The organism is Actinotignum sp. UMB0459 (assembly GCF_051905915.1).
Classification (GTDB): domain Bacteria; phylum Actinomycetota; class Actinomycetes; order Actinomycetales; family Actinomycetaceae; genus Actinotignum; species Actinotignum sanguinis.
Genome location: NZ_JBQAIK010000012.1, coordinates 88453 through 108138, shown reverse-complemented (window position 1 = coordinate 108138; position 19686 = coordinate 88453). Strand labels below are relative to the sequence as shown.

Sequence of the window (19686 nt, the reverse complement as noted above, 5' to 3'; positions counted from 1 at the left end):
TATCCACCCCAAAGAGCTACTTAGCGGAACGCGCCCGACCCGCCTTTTGTTCCCCACCCTCCCTAACGTGCCGATCATCACAGAATATTCTTATATTCGGTGACTATAGTTCTCCCACCTTAGGTCTCCCGCCTTCCCCGGGGGGTCACTGGTACCTTCCCCGGGGGGCACTGGTACCTTCCCGCACGTAGCTACTTACGCCGCTTTACTGCCGGGGCCACTATCGGCCACGGCTTCGGGATCGCTATCGGCCAGAGCGCGAGGTGTGGCATCTTCACCTCCGTCCTCACCCGCACCTCCACTTTCACCGCCAGCTTCGGCGCGAGAGCTCCTCCCGCCTTCATTCGGGCCGATCAGCCAGGGCGGCAGCGCGTTCCATGCGGCAGCATCTTTGAGCATGCGTGCCAGGCGCGAGCCGGGGTTGATCTCCAGGGCTTCCTGAGCACGCAGCGCGGTCATGGAATTTTGCCCCACCCACCAGGCTAAATACGCTGAGCACACATAAGGAACCTCTACCCCATCCGGAGCTAGGCGGGCTAATTCATCCAGAAGTGCCATCATCCCCAAAGCTCGCACAATATTGGGGCGCTCCCCTATCCCGGTAGCAAAACCCGAAGCGGGATCCACCGAAGACATGGGCAACAGCGGATCATGTTCGAGAGACACCTGCAAAATTTTGTCCCGAATGGGAATGTGCACGAGCCCGGCCAGGGCCCGACCCGCTTCGCGGGTGGTCAGGCGCGGTGGGCCCGCCTGGCGGCGGCGTACCACCCGAGCGAGGAGCATATCCCAATGCTCTTCCAGTGCGGTGAGCGGCTCCCCGCGCGCTTCTTCCAGCGCCACGGCGGTATTGCGCATCCGGGTGGGACTGGCTTTGACGATATCGCGGCGCGGTTCTTCCTCCAGCGGTGCCGAGCCTTTATACACGAGAGTAGCCGCAGCCTCGGTAGATTCGAGTTCTTCCCAGCGGCAAAATGTTTCTTCTCCCATATCCATAAACCCTTCGTTATCGGCAATAAAAAAATCAAGACTCCACGCATCGCGAGTGCCAGGGTTGCTATCCCAGAGCCGGGAAAGCGCGGCGCACAGCAGTTCGAGGAGGGCCAGCACCGAGGCAAATTCGCGGGTATGTGCGAAGCGAACAAAATCTGGGCAGTAGACCACCGCCACGCAGCTGAACATGCGGCAGGCAGTTACCGTGTCAGATATCTGCCGGGCAACATAGGGTGAGATAGGGCCGGCACGCAGATCCAGGCGGATAAGTGGCGTTTCACCCCCGGCCACAGCAACTTCTGGCCGCTTAGAAGATTCCAGCGAGCCGAACCATTGCGGGAGTGCCTCACCCTCCGGGCCCACGGCCCGATGTAATTCCGGGCTTCCCCCGAAGAGTACGAAGTGGTGGCGCGGGTGGAAGCCCAGCAGATGGGGAATAACAGCGAGGGCATCGCGTGGATGATGAAGTGTGATCGTGTCCATAGGGCTAGATAACCAGCTTCAGCCGGCACGTGCTGGCGAGTGCCGGTACCCTGTGGATGGGGCGCGCACCTCACGAATCTGTGGATAAAGAAGCGGAGCAGGAGCAATGGAGTGGAGCACTCGCGATTTCACCAACGGGGTCGATAGCCGTATCGAGGCGCGTTTGGATTCGTTGCGGCGCTGGGATCAGCCTGAGGTGGAGGATTTCATCGATACGGTTACCGCCCTTGCAGCCGGCGGTAAACGCACCCGGGCCCGGCTTGTGCGCGCGGGAATGCTCGCCGCTCTGCCCGAACCCGACTGTGCGGATATGGTGGCGGCGGTGCGTTTGGGAGCTGCCGTGGAGCTTTTCCAGCTCGCGGCCCTTATTCACGACGATATTATTGACGCTTCTGCCACCCGCCGCGGGGTACCCACGGTGCACGCCGAGCTGGAGAATTATCACCGAGCGTCCGGGTGGGATGGTTCCCCCGAGCGCTACGGTTTGCGGGCCGGCCTTATTGTGGGCGATGCTGTGCTGGCGCTGGCTTCCCAGGAGGCGGTGAGTGCCGGGCGCACCGCTCCCCTTGAGCCTTTCTTCACCATGTGTGAGGACGTGGGCATCGGCCAGTTCCTCGATATCCGCTGCGAATATACCCGCGCGGCTACCCGGGAGGATATTAGCGCGATCATTACCCATAAAACGGTGTCGTATTCCGCGCTGTTCCCGCTGCTCATCGGAGCCGCGCTCACCGGGCAGCCCGCGCCGGAAACAATCGCAGATTTACGAGCTTTTGCCACGCCTTTCGGTGAGGCTTTCCAATTGCGCGACGACATCCTCGGCATTTTCGGGGATCCGGCCGTTACCGGTAAACCCGCCGGCGATGACCTCACCGAAGGGAAAAACACGTTCCTCTTCCTCGAAACGCTAGAGCGGGTAACCGAGGCGGATGCCCGGTGGCTGCGGTCCTTGCGTGGGAAGCCCTTGGAGGGCGACGACGTCGTTCGTGCCCAAAATCTTATGGAAAGCTCGGGAGCGCGTGCTCACGTGGAAAGCATGATCCGCCAGCGTGAGGATAGTGCTCGTGCTATCTTGCCGCGGCTGAATGAGGCCGCCCGCGAGAGCCTGGGCGAACTCTTGCAGCGGCTGCGCTCGCGCACCCACTAGTCCACGAGGCGCATCGGCCCGCACGAACGTGGCCACACCGAAGCGGGCCAGCGAGGAACTAAAAAGCCAGGCCGGCGATGACGCGGCGGACCGCGTGGGTGTGCCCGGCAATGAGTGCGCTCAGCGGGGTATCCCGTAATTCCGCATCGAAGCGCCGCAGCCATTCCTGCGCCTCGTCGTCGCTATATCCGGCATCGCGCAGGGAAATAATGGTGCCGCGCAGCGAGGGCAGGGGCACGCGCTTGCCGTCTTTCATCACGAATTGTCCCGCGTCGGCGTAGAGCGCGTTATTGTCCCCACGCCGCACCGCCAGGAAACGGGCGTCGCGCAGTTGGGAGCGGACCGTGCGCAGATCAGTCTCGAGGTACTCCGCTAGCTCCGGGAGGCTCAACCAGGTCACATTCGTTATCTCTTTTTCCACAGTTCCATCTTAATGCCGGCGCCGCTCATGCGCGTCGGTGGGCAAGGGCGCGGCGTCGTCGCCATTACAAAATCGTCACAATCTGGTGACATTTTCACAACAGTGCACTATTGTCACAAGTGGAACAACGGCCGGGACGCTATCGAATGTCCCCCGCCCCGGCCAGGAAGTGAGAAATGGTGGGATCGAAGGCGAATCTTGCGCGTTTACGGGCGCAGGCACCTGCCCCGCGCTACGAACTATCGCACGCGGAAATCGCGGCGCGTTTGAATGCGATTATCGCCCCGAGTCGGGCCGATACGCAGAAGATGGTGCGTGATACGGCGGCGCTCATGGGCGTCAATCCTCGGCTTGCAATGGCGCATGCCTATATCGAATCCGGTTTTAATTCCCGCGCGCTCTCCCCGGAAGGTGCGGCAGGTGTGATGCAGTTAATTCCCGCCGCCTCGCGGTGGGCGGGGCGGATGGTCGGTCGTGATCTGGATTGGCTCATTCCCGCGGATAACATCACCGCAGGGATCGCCATTATTCGGTATTTGCAGCGCCACACCACCAGCACACATGAGGCGATTGCCGCCTACTACCAGGGTCTGGCGCGCCTGCGGGAGGCGGGGCCCTATCCCTCCACCCAAAAATATGTGCTGCGGGTCTTGCGTGCAGCAAAGAGTTTCTAAACGCGGCATTTCCCAGCAGCACGCTACCCTAAGTATGTGACTATTCCTTCCCTGCCGACCGGGTGGCTTGAGGGCCGCTACCGTCTCGACGCCCCGGTGGCGCGCGGCGGGATGGCCGCGGTATACCGCGGCTACGATACCAAGCTTGATCGCGTGGTCGCCATCAAAATTATGCACCCCGATTTGGCGGCGCTTGATGATTTCACTCGGCTCTTCCAGCGGGAAGCCCGGGCTGTTGCCGCGCTCAGCAGCCCGCATATCGTCACTATTTACGACCGTGGGGTGTGGAACGACGGCGCAACCGAGCGCGCCTACCTCGTCATGGAATACGTCCCCGGGCCCACGCTGCGCCACGAGCTGGAGCGCCTAGGGTCCTTCCAGCTCGGCACCGCCCTGGAGATTTGCGATCAGGTCCTCCAGGGCCTGGCAGCTGCCCACCGGACCGGAATTATTCACCGGGATATCAAGCCGGAAAATATTTTATTCGACGACGCCTGCCCGCCGCCCTCCCCCGTGCGCCTGCCGCAGCTCGCCGTGACGGTAACTGATTTCGGACTCGCCCATGCGGTGAGCGCATCCTCGGGGGCGCTGCCGCGCTGGGGAACCCTGGCCTATACCGCACCGGAAATTCTGGAGCGGCGGGCGGCGAGCCCGGCTAGCGATGTTTACGCCACCGGCCTGGTGCTCTTTGAGTTACTTGCCGGGCGCCTGCCCTGGGCCGGATACTCAGCCGCCCAGCTCGCGGCGGCACAAGCACGGGAAGATTTACCGCGCCTAGCGGGGGATAATCCGTGGTTGCCGGCGGAGGTGGATTCTTTTATCGGGGTGCTTACCGCTAAAAATCCGGCGGATCGCCCGGCGAGCGCCGGAGAGGCCCGGGAGTTGCTGCGGGCGGTGCGAACCCGGGTCCTTGACGATGCCGCGCTACGGCGTATTCCGGTTACGCCGCGCCGCCCACAACCGGTTCGGGGCGAAGAGACGGCGGGTGAAAGTGGGGGTGCCGAGCCGGCGACCGCGGCTGGAGAAGGAGTCGAGCACGCCGTCACGATCAACGCTGCCGCGACTGGAGCGCCCACGCTGGATGCCCCCACGCTGGGTGCCGACGCGACTGTTCCGGTGCACGCACCTGCGCACCGTGCCCCGTCAATCCTCCGCCCCACTCGGAAACTAAAGGTAAGCCCGGTTAGCTCGCAACAAGGTACGGGCCGACCGCAGCAGCACCCGAGAAAACCGCGGCAGCGTAGCACTGGGCGGCGGCGCGCCCGCGCGTGGTGGATTGCCGCCTGGGTAGGCGCAATCGCGTTGCTTGCTGGGGCAGGCGGCGCGACGTGGGCTCTCACGGCGGGCCCGTGGGCACGGGTAACGGTACCCGAGCTTGCCACCGGACTCACCCAAGCGCGTGGCCAGATGGAGGCCCTCGGGCTAACAGTGGAGACGGAGGTGCGGGGCGGGAGCGGAGCGCTACCGGGTACCGTGCTGGGTAGCGATCCGGAGGCAGGTAGCCGGGTGCGCCCGGGAAGCACAGTTGAACTTCTTATTGCCGGCGCAAGCCGTGATGCAGCCGTTCCCGACGTGGCAGATATGGCGGAGGCAGAGGCACGCGCCGTGCTCGAACAAGCGGGATTCCAGGTGCAGGTGCGCTACCGGGAAACCCGGGCTGCCGCGCCGGGCACCGTGTTGCGCCAGGATCCCGGACCGGGAGTGAGCACCGCAGCCGGGCAGAAAGTCACGCTCATTATTGCGGCGCGCTAGCCAAGGCGCGCTAGTCCCGCCCCGTTTTACAGGTGGACGTCGCGCAGCATTTCGGCTAGCTGGTAGGCCAACTCCAGGGACTGCTGGTGGTTGAGACGCGGATCGACCAAGGATTCGTAGCGTTCGGTCAGGGTCTCTTCGAAGATTTCTTCCGAGCCACCCAGCACTTCTGTCACGTCATCCCCGGTCAGTTCCACGTGGATACCGCCCGGGTGGCTACCTAAGGCTTCGTGAACCGCGAAGAACCCGCGGATTTCCGCCATGATATCGCTCAGGCGGCGGGTCTTAATTCCATTGGATGCCTTGATGGTATTTCCGTGCATGGGGTCGGATACCCAGGTAACCGGGCGCCCGTCACGCTGCACCGCTTCCACCAGGGGCGGCAGAGCTTCTTCTACCCGCCCGGCCCCCATGCGGGTAATGAACGTGAGTCGGCCCGGTTCGCCTTCCGGATTGAGCTTGTCAATAAGGGCGAGGGCGGTATCTGGCGTCGTCGTCGGACCTAATTTCACCCCGATCGGGTTACGTGCGTGGGAGAACATCTCCACGTGGGCACCATTGACATCGCGGGTGCGCTCCCCGATCCACAAGAAGTGGGCGGAAGTGAGGTAGGGCTCGTGAGTGCGCGAATCAATGCGCATCATAATTTCCTCAAAGGGTAGTACGAGACCCTCGTGGGAAGAATAAATTTGCGTTTCTGCCAGCTGTGCGCCATCGACCCCGGCCGCGGTCACGAAACGCATGGCGCGATCAATCTCGCTCGCTGTTTTTTCGTACCGCACGTAAGCCGGGTTGGCAATAAAACCGCGGTTCCAATCGTGGACCGAACGCAAGTCGGCGAAACCACCGCGCGTGAACGCACGCATGAGGTTGAGGGTGGCCACCGAGTACAGGTACGCCTCCTCCAAACGGTGCGGATCGTGGCGGCGCGCCGCGGCCGTGAATTCGTGCCCGTTAATGGAATCGCCCAGGTAGGAGGGCAAGGTGGTATCGCCAATAGTTTCGGTGGCCTGGGAGCGCGGCTTAGAGTACTGGCCGGCCATCCGCCCAATTTTCACTACCGGCACCGAAGCCCCGTAGGTCAAAATAACCGACATTTGCAGGAGAGTGCGGACCTTGGCACGGATGCGATCCGCGGTGATTTGCTCGAAAGATTCCGCGCAATCCCCACCCATGAGGACGAAAGCTTCTCCGCGTTGGGCAGCGGCGATGCTCTCACGGAGCCGATCGCATTCACCCGCAAAAACGAGGGGCGGCATTTTCGCCAAACGCTGCATGACGGCAGCAAGCTCTGCTTCATCCTCGTAATGGGGTTGGTGCAAAGCAGGCTTATCGCGCCAGGTGTGGGCCAGCGCAGCAATTTTATGCGTATCGTCCTCAAACATAAACGAAATCTTAGCCCGGAACGGGGGCGCGGGCAGAATTGCGTCAACGCCATGAGACGCAGCCTGCACGCAAAGGCGCGCACCACACTAAAAATGATCTGCATACAAGCTCGCCCCGCACCAGGTCAACCGGTACGGGGCGAACATTCACGTGTGGATACGGGGCACCCGGGCAGCCCGGGCCCACGGCGCAGCCGCATTAGGCGTGCGGGCGAACCTCCTGGCCGATGGCCTGCATGGTCTCCACGAACCAATCCTGGGTGATATCGAAGGCCTTGTGGCCCTTCACCCGCGGGAAAGCGATATTGGTGAGGACGTTACCGTTCTCCTCATCGTGACCGATGAGGCCGGGCTTGCCTTCCAGGGCGCACTGCACGGCCAGGTCCACCATGCCCTTGATGAGGCGCAGATCCTCAGCATTGGCGTGCCAGGCACGGGAGAAGTACCCGGACTTTTGCACCATAACCTTTTCCGCGCCGAGCTTCTGCGCGAACTGCTCAGCGAACCAGCGGCCCGGATTGACCTTATCGAGCTGGACGTGCCCGAAGGGGTCACGCGGCACTTCCTGGCCGGCGGCTTCCATTTCCGCCACAATTTCATCCACGCCCGCACCCTCGGAGAGGAAGATATTGACGTTGCCGATCTCATCCATAATCTTCTTGAGGCGTTCGGCTTCCCCGCTGATATCCAAGGCCATTTCGGGCAGGAACACGGCGTGCACATCCCAGCGTTCCTTAGTTAGCCCCAGTGCCGGAGCCCATTCCTGCTCCTGGACCCAATCGTGGTAGTACTTGGAGGCCTGCGCGGTGAGGTAGCCGCAATTGCGACCCATGACTTCGTGCACGATAAGCATGCGCGGGTTGGAGCGGTGCTCACCAATAATATGCTGGGCGTAGAGCGAGGCTTCTTCCGCGGCGGTCCAGGCGCCCAGGGACTGGCGCACCGGAATAATGTCATTATCGATGGTCTTGGGAAGGCCCACCACCACGAGGTGATGCCCGTTTTCTTCCAGGTAGGCAGCCAGATCCGCGGCGGTGGTATTCGTGTCATCACCGCCGATGGTGTGGAGCACATCCACGCCATCTTCCACGAGACGCTGGGCGGCGAATTCCAGCGGATTCACGCCTTCTTCCACGAGGCCACGCTTGACCAAATCCTCGGTATTGGTCAGCTTGACGCGGGAGTTACCGATGGGCGAACCGCCGAAACGGTGCAGGATATGGGCTTGTTCACGCCCTTCTTTATCGATGGTGATGTAATTCCCGGTGAGTAGCCCGTGGTAGCCATGCTGGTAGGCAATAATTTCCACATCGGGCGCAATTTCCGTATAGCGCTCAATGAGGCCACCCACGGCCGAGGACAAACACGGGGCGAAACCTCCGGCGGTCAAGAGCGCAACGCGGCGGACAGTCATCGTTAACCTTCCGTTTCTGATTGGGGGATTATTCCGCTGTTGATTATACCCGCAGCTATAGTGTCTTTCATGGGAGAAGGACCTACAGGCAAGCACTCGGATAATAGCTTCGATGCGCAATGGGACAAGATCGCCCGCGAGCTGGAAGCCGAGGGGGTGGGAGCGAATGTCAATACCACCCGGGATAGTGATGCCGCGCTGCCGCCGGCGGATGTTTCCCCGCGCTACACCGATGCGGCCTGGGCTCTGGGTGGCGGGCGAGCGGCCGGTCCGCGCGATTGGTCCCCGGCGCCGGAGGATTCAGATTTTTCCGACGACGACGCTACTTTCAACCCGGCCTCTCGCGACGAATATTATGTTCCCCAGGCCCCCGCGCACCGCTACGCCAGTCTCGCCTGGGTGGCCACCGGGGTGCTGGTCCTTATCAGTGCGCTCATGTTTATCGGCCTGCTGCCTGCGCCGCGCCTGACCGCGTGGATTCTGGCGGGAGGCGCTCTGGTGGGCGTGGTGGTCGCCATTATTTTGACGGCCCCGGCTCGCGAAGATACCGATCCTTACGACGACGGCGCCCGCCTCTAGCGCGCTACTTCCCCGCATTATTTTGTCAGAGGGCCGCGCTAGGTTTAAAGAATCATGACAGTACGGCATATTCCGAGGCCCGGCACCCGGGTCGATACCGAGCCTATTGAGGTGTATCGGTCCGGCCGCACCTTGGCTCCCCGCCAGTTGGAATTCGCGGATCTGGGGACTCCTCTGGATGAGGTCACTTTCGTGGTGGTAGATGTGGAAACCACCGGAGGTCGGCCCGGAGCGCATGCGCTCACCGAAATTGGAGCGGTGAAAGCCTGCGGCGGGGAGGTGGTGCAAGAGTTTTCCTCACTCGTTAATCCCGGGGTGCCCATCCCGGCCCAGATCACCGTACTCACCGGAATCACCACCGCAATGACGGTGAGCGCTCCCCCGCTGAGCGAGGTCCTCCCTGCTTTTCTCAATTTCCTTGAGCCCGATGCCCCAGCGCTTGACGGTGGAGCGTCTGTTCTAGGCAGTGGAGTGCCTGTTCCCGGCAGCGGAACTCTCGCTTCTAGCAGTAGAGTACCTGCCCGAAACCGGGCGGCGGAGCCACCGGTGCTCGTGGCTCATAATGCCCGCTTCGATATGTCCCATTTGCGCGGGGCGTGCGAAGCGATAGATGTGGCGTGGCCGCGCCTGCGGGTCCTCGATACCCTCGGGCTGGCGCGGCGTATTTTCACTCGCGATGAAGTCCCCAATCACAAATTAAGCACCCTCGCTGGCTACTGCCGGGCCGCGGTACAGCCAAGCCATCGTGCCCTCGATGATGCGCGGGCTACCGTGGATGTGCTCCACGCGATGATCGGGCGGCTCGGCCCGCTCGGCGTCACCCATATTGAGGATCTGCTCACCGCCTCCAACCCGGTTCCGGCCCGCCGGCGCCGCCGCGCCGTGCTCGCCGATCAGGTGCCGCACAGCCCGGGCAGCTACCGTTTTATCGGCCCGAATAACGAAGTACTGTACGTGGGTAGCTCCGGGAATATGTACCGGCGGGTGCGCCAGTATTTCACCGCCGCGGAAAAACGCCGCCGCATGGCGGAGATGGTGGACCTAGCCACCCGGGTAGAAACCACCCCCACCGCCACTCTCCTGGAAGCACGGGTGGTGGAGCTGCGCGATATTACTCGCTTCGATCCGCCCTATAATCGCCGCTCGCGCCGCCCGCACACTCGCACCTGGATCAGCCTGGATACCACGCCTGTGGCGCGCCTGAAAACTACGCGCAGCTGTTCGGCAACAGAGGTGGCACACTCACTGGGGCCTTTCGGCTCCCGCAAAGCTGCCCGGCGCGCCGCCGAGCTCATCGGAGATGAAGCCGGGCTCAATCCCGCCGGACTCAACGTGCCACGCAAGGCCGATCTGAGCGATTGCCCGTGCCACTTCGCTTCCCACGCACCTTGCGCGTTGGCCCCGCGGGGCACCGTCAATACCGGAGCAGTGGCCCTCTCGCGCGCCCGGCGGCTGTTAGCTGGTTCCCTTGCCGAAGTATGGGATCACCAGATGGATCGCGTTGCCCGCCTGGCCGCCCAGGAGCGTTTCGAAGAAGCGATGGTGGAACGCGACCGGCTTTCGGCGCTCCTCACCGCAGCCCAGCGGCGGGACTTGCTGGTTCCGCTGTGGCGAGCAAGCTGCGTCGTCGCCGCGTCTAAGCGAGAGGATCATTGGGAAATTATCCTCACGAGTTACGGCAGACTGCTTGGTACCGCAACTGTCACCGAAGCCCGCGAGGTTCCCCAGCAGGCCGCAGCGCTCCGCAGCGCGACTCCCCTCCTCCCGGCTCCCACCCGCGCGTCTGAGCACGCGCACCCGGAGGAAACCCTGCTCCTTGCCGCCTGGCTTTCCGATCCCCGCTCGCGAGTGCTCGCCATCGAGGGCGAGATTCCCCTCGCGGTTCCCCTCACCTCAGCCCACCGTTTCCCAGCTTTCTTCCCGGGATCGGAAGAATCACCCGGCTTGGCTGAGCGCTAAACTTCCCCATTTCCACCACGTATGTGATGAGCGTCCCATATACTGGCCCGCATTCGCATTCAATTACCATTCGGAGATTCCGAATGTATCTAAGCGGGCTGGCACCGCGATGCCCCCGAATTGGAGTATGAGAATGGCAACCTACATCCTCCCCGATCTTCCCTACGCTTACGCGGCACTCGAACCGCATATTTCCGGAAAGCTCATGGAGCTCCACTTCTACCTTGACTACCTCAATGTCAAGGCCGATTACGTCAAAGCCATCTGGAATATCGTCAATCGGGAAGAAGTCGGAGCGCGTTTGGCAATCGCACAGGAGCGATCCACCAGCCTTCTCATCCGCGCATAAGTCAGGAGCAAACCGCGCCGCCGCTATTCATGGATAGCGGCGGCTAACGCGGCATCATTTCTGGATAGCACAAGGGCGAGGCTCCTCTTCAGAGGCACCTCGCCCTTCGTGACTATCAGGTGTATTTTCGGTCCTCTCAGACCCAACCGGTAGCTACCCGGCAACTACACCGCAGAAAGAATATCCACGACCACGGCAATAGCCTGGGCCGGATTATCCTTGCTAGGCACGCTCAGCAGAACTCGCGAGCCGACCGGCACCCCCGCCAGGGGCGCGAAAATCTGCTGAGTGGAAGGTACCGAGCGCGGCCCTGCCGGGTAGTTCGCAGTTGTGGGGGCCCACGTATTTTCCGCGTGGGCGTTATCCCATTGGGCGGCCGCGAACTGGAGCACATAGGTGCCCTTCTCCGGGAGCGGAGCCCCGCTGCCGCGGGCAATAACCGTGGCCTTGAGTTCCGCGGGAGCTTCCGCCCCTTCTTTCACCCGGATATCGGTAATGGGCTGACCCAACTCACCCGTGTAGTCCACCGGGAGCGCATCGGCCTCGGTTTCCACCGTAGCACCGGCCTCGCCCGCACTCTTCGCGTTCCAGGCATCCAGAATTTCCACGTAGAAAGCAATGGTATCCGTGGCCCCGATGGAACCATCCTTGGTACCACCCGAAGGCCCGTAACCCCACTTGGCCGGGATGGACAAAATCAGCTTATCCCCCACGTGGGCTTTGGCCAGGGTGTGGCTCCAGCCCGGGATCACCTGGGCGAGCGGGAAGGTCGCCGGGGCGTTGCGCGAATAGGAGGAATCGAAAGGCTCGTTCTTCCCCCACACTTGGCCCACGTAATTGACCTTGGCCACCGCATCGGCACCCAATTCCGCGCCGCTGCCCTGTTCCAGCACCCGCACGCGCACATCCGCCGGAGCGTCCCCCTTCGGGAACTCCAGCAGCGGCGCCTGCGCCGTGCCACCCAGGGACGGCATGCCCTCCTCTGAGTACACAATCTCAGGCGTTTCCCCGGGGGCGGGGCTTTCCACCGCGCCGCTTGCCTCAGCGCTCGCGGATTCCGAAGCAGCCGGTGTTGAACTAGCTGCGCCGTCGTTCCCACCCGAACATGCCGCGAGGCCGCACGCGAGCAAAACCGCCGTGCATCCCGCAAGAATTATCTTTCCCATCAACGTCACTTTCTTTGTCCCGTTCGCGCCGCTCGGGCGCGCCACGGCCTTCGCGTACCCGCGCTTAGCGGCTTTCGTCCGCACCCAGCTTCTCCAGGAGCAGCGCCTCCGCCAGAATAGCGTTACGCCAATCGCCCAGATGCAAGGATTCGTTATGAGCGTGAGCACGTGCGTCCGGATCTTCCACGCCGGTCACCAAAATCTCCGCCTCCGGGAAGACTTCCGCGAGGTCAGAAATGAAGGGGATAGATCCACCCGTTCCGATATCCACCGATTCGTGACCGAAGGCTTCGCTGAGCGCTTCACGAGCCAGATGCATAATGGGGGTATCCTCCCCGGCTTTGAAACCGGAACCTGCTTCCGCAACTTCGGTGACCACGGTGGCTCCGAAGGGCGCCTGCGCTTCGATGTATTCGGCCAGTAGCTCGCCGGCGCGCTGCGGATCCTGACCGGGGGCCACCCGCATGGACAGGAAGGCGCGCGCGGAGGGAATCACGGTATTGGAGGCTTCCGCTGTGGAGGTCACATCCATACCGATAACGGCAATAGAGGGTTTCGTCCACATACGCGAATTGAAAGAGCCGGTCCCCAGGAGCTGCATGCCGGGCAGAATCGCGGCATCGCGGCGCAGGTGTTCTTCTTCGTAATCGACGTCGGCATCGTCCCACGCATCCAAACCGGGAACCGCAACGTCACCGTTCTCGTCGTGCAAGGTCGCGATAATCCGCGCGAGTGCGGTCACCGCATCGAGGGTGGGCCCGCCGTACTGTCCCGAATGTACACCGTGGGTGAGAGTGGACACTTCCACGCCCAGGCGCACGACACCGCGCAGCGAGGTGGTCAGGGAGGGAACCCCCACCTTCCAGTTACCCGAATCGGCCACCACAATGGCATCAGCCTCAAGGCGATCCCGGTAGGTTTCCAGGAAAGCATGGAAGGTAGGCGAACCGATTTCTTCTTCACCTTCAATAAAGAGGGTGACGTTCACGGCCAGGTCATCACCGAGGGCCGAGATCGCCGCCATGTGGACAAGCACACCCGCTTTGTCGTCAGCGGTGCCCCGCCCGTACAGCCGCCCGTTCTTTTCTACCGGCTCAAAGGGATCGGATTCCCATCCCTCCAAGGTTCCCTGCGGCTGCACATCGTGGTGCGCGTAGAGAAGAATGGTGGGCTTATCATCCCCAACGTGCTTATGGGCGAGAATTGCCGGACGGCCCTTCCCCTGGGGCGTTTCCAATTCAATAATATCGACGTCGAAGCCGCGTTCGCGGGCCATGCGCGCCACGAATTCCGCAGATTCACGCACTTTAGCCTGGTCAAAAGCGTCAGCGGAGACGGAGGGGATACGGACAAGGTCCTCAAGCAAAGCGCGATGGACGGGCAAGGCCTCATCTACGCGCGCAACAAGATCACTACTCATACGTCCTAGGGTACCGGGTTCGCGCCCGCGCCCGCGCGGGCGGGTGCTGAACGACGACGGCGCCGGCCGTGCGCATGCGGCAAACGGAGCGGCCGCGGGCCGTGCACGCGCACGTAATGGACAGGACGGTCGCGCGCGAACGGTTAGACTATTCTCGTTCAAGGCATAGTTGGCGACGACGCAGGAGTTGAGATGGCATTCGGCCGCAAGAAAGAGGCACTAGAACAGGCGCAAGAACAGGCAGCCCCCGCCCCTACTCATCCCAAGGGATACACACCGGGCAAGGGAGTTCCCACCCCGAAGCGCAAGGACGTGGAGGCACGCCACCGCCGGCCGATTATTTCTGACAAATCCTCCATGACGCGCGAGGAAAAGAAGGCCCGCAAGGCCGAGGAACGCGCCCGCTCGTCCGAACGTTGGGAACGCGAACAAACCGCGATGAAAACGGGGGATATTCGGAATATGCCCCTCGCCCACGCGGGTGTGCAGCGAGCTTTCGCGCGCGATGCGCTTGATTCGCGTTTCCAGTTCTCCTCGCTCATGCTTGGCCTCGCCATCATTATGATCGTGGGCGTGTTCACCCTCACCCGCTATCCGCTGGTCTTCAATGTATTTGTTATTACCTGCTACGCGGTCCTGGTGCTCATGGCCTTGGAGGCGTGGTGGCGCGCCCGCCAGGTTCGCACCCTGGTGGAATACAAATTCGGGGAAGATAAAACTCCGGATCGTCTGGTCGGGCAGATGATGTCACGCGGCTTCACCCCGCGGCGTTGGCGTATGCCCCGCCCCATGGTGAAATTCGGTGAGTATCCCGAGGGCGGCACTCCCGCTGACCTGAAGAAGGCGCGGGAAGCGAAGAAAGAAACCAAGCGCGCCGCTAAGAGCTAGGCCCGTAACTCAAAAATTAGACCTCGGTGCCGGGGCCCAGGTGCGGGCGCAGGGGCGCGGGCGAAAATCTAAAGATTGCAACGAAAGCTCTAAAGATTGCGCTGGGCGATGCTGGCTGGCCGCGACCACATGATCCAGGCCAGCCCGGCAATGGCCCCGAGGGTAGGAAGGTAATAATAGGTGGCTCCGGCCTGGTACCAGGGGCTCACCTGGTGGAAAAGATCAGGAATCACCACGCCCACCACGGCCATCACAATATTGGCACTCCAGCAAGTGGTGGCCACCCAGCGCATCCGCCGCCCGTTGTGGAGTGAGCCAGCGCAGGCAAGCACCCAGACGAGCGCTGCAACCAGCGTGGTAGCCATGCGCCCGGGATAGCCCAGTTGAAAATCTTCGGTGCCCGCGACGATGGCACGCCACACGAAAATAGCGGCCCCCAGGCTCAGCGCAATGAGGAGGAAGAGAGGCCAGCCCACGGCGGTGCGCCTCTCGTCTCGAATCATTTCACTAGTCACCTGGCTCCTCCCAGAATCCTGCACTGGCTGTGCGTCTCCTTCGCGGGATCGACCGCGGAGACGACGTACCATCATAAACCTTTAAGCGCGCCGGTGCTCCGCATTCCAACGACGTACCGACTCGGGGTAGCCGGTGCGGTTAATTTCGTAGAAAGGTATGCCCAGTTCCCGAGCAAGTTGCGCTCCTGCCGCCAGATCGGGCACCCGCCGGCGGGTCCACTCCCCCGTGCGAGCAACGAGAAGAAGAGCTGCTGGCTCACGCGGAGTTTCCACCTCAAAATAGGCTTCCACCCCCGCGCGAGTCTCGATGAAATCGGCGAAGTGTTTCGCCGTCGTCGAACGGCGAACACCGCCGTGAGCAGCACGGGAACGGGAGCGACGCGAAAAAAGACCCATACGGTGATTTTAGCGACCCTCGCTGGGAGCGTGATGCGTTCCAGATAACACCTCGGCATGGCAGAATATAGGTATAGCGGCTCTTGTACCGCATTCCAAAATGTTGTATTGCGAAGGGAAATCCTGTGGCAGAAACGAAAGAGTACGACGTCGTCATCCTCGGTGGCGGCAGCGGCGGCTACGCGGCCGCGCTTCGTGCCGGTCAGCTGGGCCTGACCGTTGCTCTCATTGAGGCTGACAAACTCGGCGGTACCTGTTTGCACCGCGGGTGCATCCCCACCAAAGCACTGCTGCACGCCGCTGATGTTGCCGATGAAATGCGCGAAGGCCCCTCCATCGGTGTGAAGGGCTCTTTTGAGGGCATCGATATGCCTACCTTGCAGGCTTACAAGAATGGCGTTATCGAAAAGATGTTCAAGGGCTTGACCGGCCTGGTCTCCTCGCGCGGAGTTGAGATTGTGCAGGGCTGGGGCAGGCTTGTTGCGAAAGACACCATCGCCGTTGATGGCGTGCACTACCGCGGCAAGCACGTGGTGCTTGCCTCCGGCTCCTATTCGAAGACCATCGGCCAGGAGATCACCGGCCGTGTGCTCACCTCCACCGAAGCACTGGAGCTGGGTGAAGCCCCCGGATCTGTGATCGTGCTGGGCGGCGGAGTCATCGGGGTGGAATTCGCCTCCGCGTGGCGCTCCTACGGGGCAGAAGTCCAGATTATTGAGGGCCTGCCGCACCTGGTCCCCAATGAGGATCCGGAAGTTTCCAAGAATCTGGAACGCCAGTTCCGCAAGCGCGGAATTAAATTCGCCACCGGAACCATGTTTGATCACCTCGAACAGACCGATCATTCCGTCAAGGTTTTCACCCAGGACGGCAAGGAATTCGAGGCGGATTATCTACTCATCGCTATCGGGCGCGGTCCGGCCACCGCGAACCTCGGCTACGAAGAAGTCGGGGTAAAGATGGATCGTGGTTTCGTCCTCACTGATGAGCGGCTGCGCACCAACATTGATGGAGTCTACGCGGTGGGCGATATTGTGCCCGGCCTCCAGCTGGCACACCGCGGTTTCCTCCAGGGTATTTTCGTTGCGGAAGATATTGCGGGTCTCAACCCCAAGGTGATTGACGAAACGAAGATTCCGCGCGTGACTTTCTGCACCCCGGAAATCGCCTCGGTCGGCCTCAATCAGGACAAGGCCGAGGAACAATACGGCAAGGAAAATATCACCACCGCCACCTTCAACCTCACCGGTAATGGCAAGTCCCAGATGCTGGGTGCGGCCGGTTTCGTTAAGCTGGTCGCGGTCAAGGACGGCCCCATCGTGGGCTTCCACGCCATCGGGGCACGTATGTCCGAACAGATCGGTGAAGGTGAACTCATGGTGGCCTGGGAAGCTTACGCGCAGGACTTCGATGGTCTTATCCACGCCCACCCCACCCAGAACGAAGCAATCGGCGAAGCGGCACTGGTCCTCGCGGGCAAGCCGCTCCACAACCACTAAATCGAGGGAGAAAACTCTATGTCTGAACCGTTGAAGATGCCCGCCCTGGGCGAATCCGTCACCACCGGTACCGTGACCGCCTGGCTCAAGCAGGTGGGCGATACCGTGTCGCTCGATGAGCCGATTGTCGAAGTGTCCACAGACAAGGTCGATTCGGAAGTTCCCTCTCCCGCGGAAGGTGTTATCGAACAGATCCTCGTCCAGGAAGACGAAGAAGTTGAAGTAGGTGCCATCCTCGCCTATATCGGTGATGGCTCCGGCGTGGCTGCTCCGGCGGCTCCCGCCAGCAACGCGGCCCACGCGGAAGAAGCGGCCCCGGCTGCTGCTCCGGCGGCACCGGCCCCCGCTCCGAGCGCTCCTGCACCAGCAGCTCCCGCCCCGCAGCAGGGCGGCTCGGCTACCACCGGTGTGGAAGTGAAAATGCCGGCCCTGGGTGAATCGGTTAGTGAAGGAACCGTCACCTCGTGGCTGGTGGCCGAAGGTGAGGAAGTCGAAGCCGGCCAGCCCATCGTGGAAGTCTCCACCGATAAGGTCGATTCGGAAGTTCCGGCCCCGGCCGCTGGCACCATTCAGAAGATTGTGGTCCAGGAAGATGAAACGGTTGCGGTGGGTACCGTGATCGCTTATATCGGCGACGGCGCAGCCGCGCCCGCTCCCGCGGCTCCCGCCGCCGGCGCGGCCCCGGCTGAAGCACCGGCCGGTGTGGCAGCGGTCCAAGAACCGGCTTCCGGTACCCCGCAGCACGGCACCCCTGCCCAGCAGGAAAACCAGGCGCATACGCCGGATCTGGATTCGGCTGCTGCCGGTACCGGATTCTCCGAACCCGATGCTTATATCACCCCGATCGTGCGGAAGCTGGCCAAGGACTTGAACGTGGATCTCTCCGCGGTCAAGGGCTCCGGCGTGGGTGGGCGTATTCGCCGCCAGGATGTGGAAGAGGCAGCCGCTGCCGCACAGAAGGCCGCGGAAGAAGCCGCGCGTGCCCAGGCTGCCGCTTCTCAGCCGGCCCCGGCCGCAGCTGCGGCCCCCGCCCCGGCAAAGAAGGCCACGCCGAGCGCGCCTTCCGCTGAGGCGGCTCAGCTGCGTGGTACCACCGCGAAGATGACGCGCCTGCGCCAGACCATCGCCAAGCGCATGGTGGAATCCCTCCAGATTTCGGCGCAGCTGACCACCGTTATCAAGGTGGATGTCACGAAGATCGTCAAGCTTCGGGAAGCCAATAAGGCTGCTTTCGCAGAACGTGAAGGCACCAAGCTGACCTACCTACCCTTCTTCGTCAAGGCTGCTGTCGATACCCTGAAGAACCACCCGAAGCTCAACGCCACCATCAAGGACAACGAAGTGGAGTACTTCGATTACGAGAACATCGGCATCGCGGTGGATACCCCCAAGGGCCTGTTCGTCCCGGTGATCAAGAACGCCGGTGATCTCAATATCGCGGGCCTGGCACGCGCCATTAACACCGGTGCCGCCAAGGTACGCAATGGCGAAGCCGCGGTTGATGACCTCACCGGCGGTACCTTCACCATTACGAATACCGGCTCTAACGGCGTCATGTTTGACACCCCGGTCATCAACCAGCCGGAGGTAGCCATTCTGGGGATCGGTGCGATTATGCGCGAACCTGGCATCGTCAAGGATGCGGACGGCAACGAATCCATCGGTATTCGTTCCTACCTCTACCCCGCCATCACGTACGATCACCGTTTGGTCGACGGTGCAGATGCGGGCCGCTTCCTCAAGGAGTTCAAGGCTCGCCTGGAAGAAGCCGATTTCGAGGGTGCGTTCTAAGGAACTCGGTTAGTGGGCTACTCAGCACCTGGGTAGCAAAGTAGCTTACTAACACAACCTCGGCCGCACGCGTGACCGCGCGTGAAGATGCTCCCCGGTTTCGATAGTGCTCATGGGCATTATCGGAACCGGGGAGCTTTCGGGTTAATAGACGGGTTAATAGGGTTAATAGACAGTCGGAGCTGCACGAACCGTGCCCGGAAACAAAGTCCGAGGGAGAGCACCCTTTCGGGATGGTTTCGTGTCCTTTACGCGCATCCTGTGGGAGGCGATGTCCCGCACTCGCACTTTACCTAGCCGGGCTGCCTGGCTGACCCGCGAATCTGGAGCACTGCACCGGACCACCGCGCCTGAGCATTGCGCTGTATCACCGCGCTGAAACGCTGATTGGGGCCTGTGCCACCCACCGCCTTGCCTCGCCGCCCGCCGCGCCGCCTGCTGCCTTGCCTCGCCGCCCACCGCCTGCCGCGCCGGCGGGGAGGGGGTGTTTTCCCGGGATGTACTGCGCATGTACGACAAGCGCAGTACAGTTATGAAAACAGAGCCCCCTCCCCAGAGGCCGGTGTGACTATTGAAGTTCGTGAAACCCATGAGACTCTCGCGGGAAGGCAGCCGCGTTTGCCCGAAATCAAAATGCAACGGCAGCTACATTAAGAAATTGTTTTGATGTCGTGGGGTTGCTTTTTGTGGGGCGCACTGTCGTGGGGTTGCATCCTGTGGGACCCACTGTCGTGGGGTTGCATTCTGAAGAGCTGCCCGTCGAGATGTTGCTTTTTATGGGGCCCACTGTCGTGAGGTTGCTTTTTGTGGGGGCCTCCTGCCGGGAGGGCGCATCCTGGGGGCTTCACTGTTGGC

Annotated in this window: 17 protein-coding genes; 9 read left to right on the top strand and 8 right to left on the bottom strand. The window is 62.0% G+C overall.

Annotated elements, in window-relative coordinates; genetic code table 11:
* Window positions 1-195: 195 nt before the first annotated feature.
* The gene (locus ACTFPK_RS03705) at window positions 196-1476 is read right to left on the bottom strand and encodes a hypothetical protein (RefSeq protein WP_274733644.1); all 1281 of its coding nucleotides are present in this window, start codon (window positions 1474-1476) and stop codon (window positions 196-198) included.
* 106 nt (window positions 1477-1582) lie between these two features.
* Here ACTFPK_RS03705 and ACTFPK_RS03700 point away from each other — a divergent pair, with 106 nt between their 5' ends.
* The gene (locus ACTFPK_RS03700) at window positions 1583-2623 is read left to right on the top strand and encodes a polyprenyl synthetase family protein (RefSeq protein ID WP_274733645.1); all 1041 of its coding nucleotides are present in this window, start codon (window positions 1583-1585) and stop codon (window positions 2621-2623) included.
* A gap of 58 nt (window positions 2624-2681) precedes the next feature.
* Here the strand turns inward: ACTFPK_RS03700 and ACTFPK_RS03695 are convergent, their stop codons facing one another.
* Window positions 2682-3044: an Rv2175c family DNA-binding protein gene (locus ACTFPK_RS03695; RefSeq protein WP_274733647.1), complete on the bottom strand. Its 363-nt coding sequence runs from the start codon at window positions 3042-3044 to the stop codon at window positions 2682-2684.
* 176 nt (window positions 3045-3220) lie between these two features.
* On the opposite strand from ACTFPK_RS03695, the gene ACTFPK_RS03690 reads away from it, so the two are divergent.
* Together ACTFPK_RS03690 and ACTFPK_RS03685 are read left to right on the top strand one after the other, a co-directional pair.
* Window positions 3221-3718: a lytic transglycosylase domain-containing protein gene (locus ACTFPK_RS03690; protein ID WP_274733648.1), complete on the top strand. Its 498-nt coding sequence runs from the start codon at window positions 3221-3223 to the stop codon at window positions 3716-3718.
* 36 nt (window positions 3719-3754) lie between these two features.
* Complete coding sequence (locus ACTFPK_RS03685) at window positions 3755-5470, top strand: protein kinase domain-containing protein (protein WP_439911131.1); 1716 nt, start codon at window positions 3755-3757, stop codon at window positions 5468-5470.
* A gap of 26 nt (window positions 5471-5496) precedes the next feature.
* Here ACTFPK_RS03685 and ACTFPK_RS03680 read toward each other — a convergent pair whose 3' ends face one another.
* Together ACTFPK_RS03680 and ACTFPK_RS03675 are read right to left on the bottom strand one after the other, a co-directional pair.
* The gene (locus tag ACTFPK_RS03680) at window positions 5497-6855 is read right to left on the bottom strand and encodes a class II 3-deoxy-7-phosphoheptulonate synthase (protein WP_439911130.1); all 1359 of its coding nucleotides are present in this window, start codon (window positions 6853-6855) and stop codon (window positions 5497-5499) included.
* Window positions 6856-7054: 199 nt separating this feature from the next.
* A complete protein-coding gene (locus tag ACTFPK_RS03675) occupies window positions 7055-8269 on the bottom strand; it encodes a pyrophosphate--fructose-6-phosphate 1-phosphotransferase (protein WP_016442634.1) in 1215 nt (404 codons plus the stop codon).
* Between the two features lie 69 nt (window positions 8270-8338).
* On the opposite strand from ACTFPK_RS03675, the gene ACTFPK_RS03670 reads away from it, so the two are divergent.
* From ACTFPK_RS03670 to ACTFPK_RS03660, 3 genes are all read left to right on the top strand, one after another.
* A complete protein-coding gene (locus ACTFPK_RS03670; RefSeq protein WP_439911129.1) occupies window positions 8339-8848 on the top strand; it encodes an SdpI family protein in 510 nt (169 codons plus the stop codon).
* A 54-nt stretch (window positions 8849-8902) separates the two neighbouring features.
* Window positions 8903-10807 (top strand): DEDD exonuclease domain-containing protein, encoded by a 1905-nt coding sequence (locus ACTFPK_RS03665; RefSeq protein ID WP_439911128.1) that lies wholly within the window; start codon window positions 8903-8905, stop codon window positions 10805-10807.
* A 133-nt stretch (window positions 10808-10940) separates the two neighbouring features.
* A complete protein-coding gene (locus ACTFPK_RS03660) occupies window positions 10941-11156 on the top strand; it encodes a Fe-Mn family superoxide dismutase (protein WP_439911126.1) in 216 nt (71 codons plus the stop codon).
* 164 nt (window positions 11157-11320) lie between these two features.
* On the opposite strand, the gene ACTFPK_RS03655 is transcribed toward ACTFPK_RS03660, so the two are convergent.
* Together ACTFPK_RS03655 and ACTFPK_RS03650 are read right to left on the bottom strand one after the other, a co-directional pair.
* Window positions 11321-12322: an FKBP-type peptidyl-prolyl cis-trans isomerase gene (locus ACTFPK_RS03655; protein ID WP_439911124.1), complete on the bottom strand. Its 1002-nt coding sequence runs from the start codon at window positions 12320-12322 to the stop codon at window positions 11321-11323.
* Between the two features lie 64 nt (window positions 12323-12386).
* On the bottom strand, window positions 12387-13742 hold the full coding sequence (locus tag ACTFPK_RS03650) for a dipeptidase (RefSeq protein ID WP_439911123.1): 1356 nt from the start codon (window positions 13740-13742) through the stop codon (window positions 12387-12389).
* A 192-nt stretch (window positions 13743-13934) separates the two neighbouring features.
* Here ACTFPK_RS03650 and ACTFPK_RS03645 point away from each other — a divergent pair, with 192 nt between their 5' ends.
* Window positions 13935-14630, top strand: a complete 696-nt coding sequence (locus ACTFPK_RS03645; protein ID WP_274736067.1) for a DUF3043 domain-containing protein — start codon at window positions 13935-13937, stop codon at window positions 14628-14630.
* A gap of 89 nt (window positions 14631-14719) precedes the next feature.
* Here the strand turns inward: ACTFPK_RS03645 and ACTFPK_RS03640 are convergent, their stop codons facing one another.
* Together ACTFPK_RS03640 and ACTFPK_RS03635 are read right to left on the bottom strand one after the other, a co-directional pair.
* Window positions 14720-15145, bottom strand: a complete 426-nt coding sequence (locus ACTFPK_RS03640) for a hypothetical protein (protein WP_274733661.1) — start codon at window positions 15143-15145, stop codon at window positions 14720-14722.
* A gap of 81 nt (window positions 15146-15226) precedes the next feature.
* Window positions 15227-15541 carry an oxidoreductase gene (locus ACTFPK_RS03635; RefSeq protein ID WP_274736065.1) on the bottom strand — a complete coding sequence of 105 codons (315 nt, stop codon included), beginning with the start codon at window positions 15539-15541 and terminating at the stop codon, window positions 15227-15229.
* 125 nt (window positions 15542-15666) lie between these two features.
* On the opposite strand from ACTFPK_RS03635, the gene lpdA reads away from it, so the two are divergent.
* Complete coding sequence (gene lpdA / locus ACTFPK_RS03630) at window positions 15667-17040, top strand: dihydrolipoyl dehydrogenase (protein ID WP_274733664.1); 1374 nt, start codon at window positions 15667-15669, stop codon at window positions 17038-17040.
* 18 nt (window positions 17041-17058) lie between these two features.
* Entirely contained in the window at window positions 17059-18831 is a 1773-nt protein-coding gene (gene sucB, locus ACTFPK_RS03625; RefSeq protein WP_274733665.1) for a 2-oxoglutarate dehydrogenase, E2 component, dihydrolipoamide succinyltransferase, read from the top strand.
* The last annotated feature ends 855 nt before the right edge of the window (window positions 18832-19686 follow it).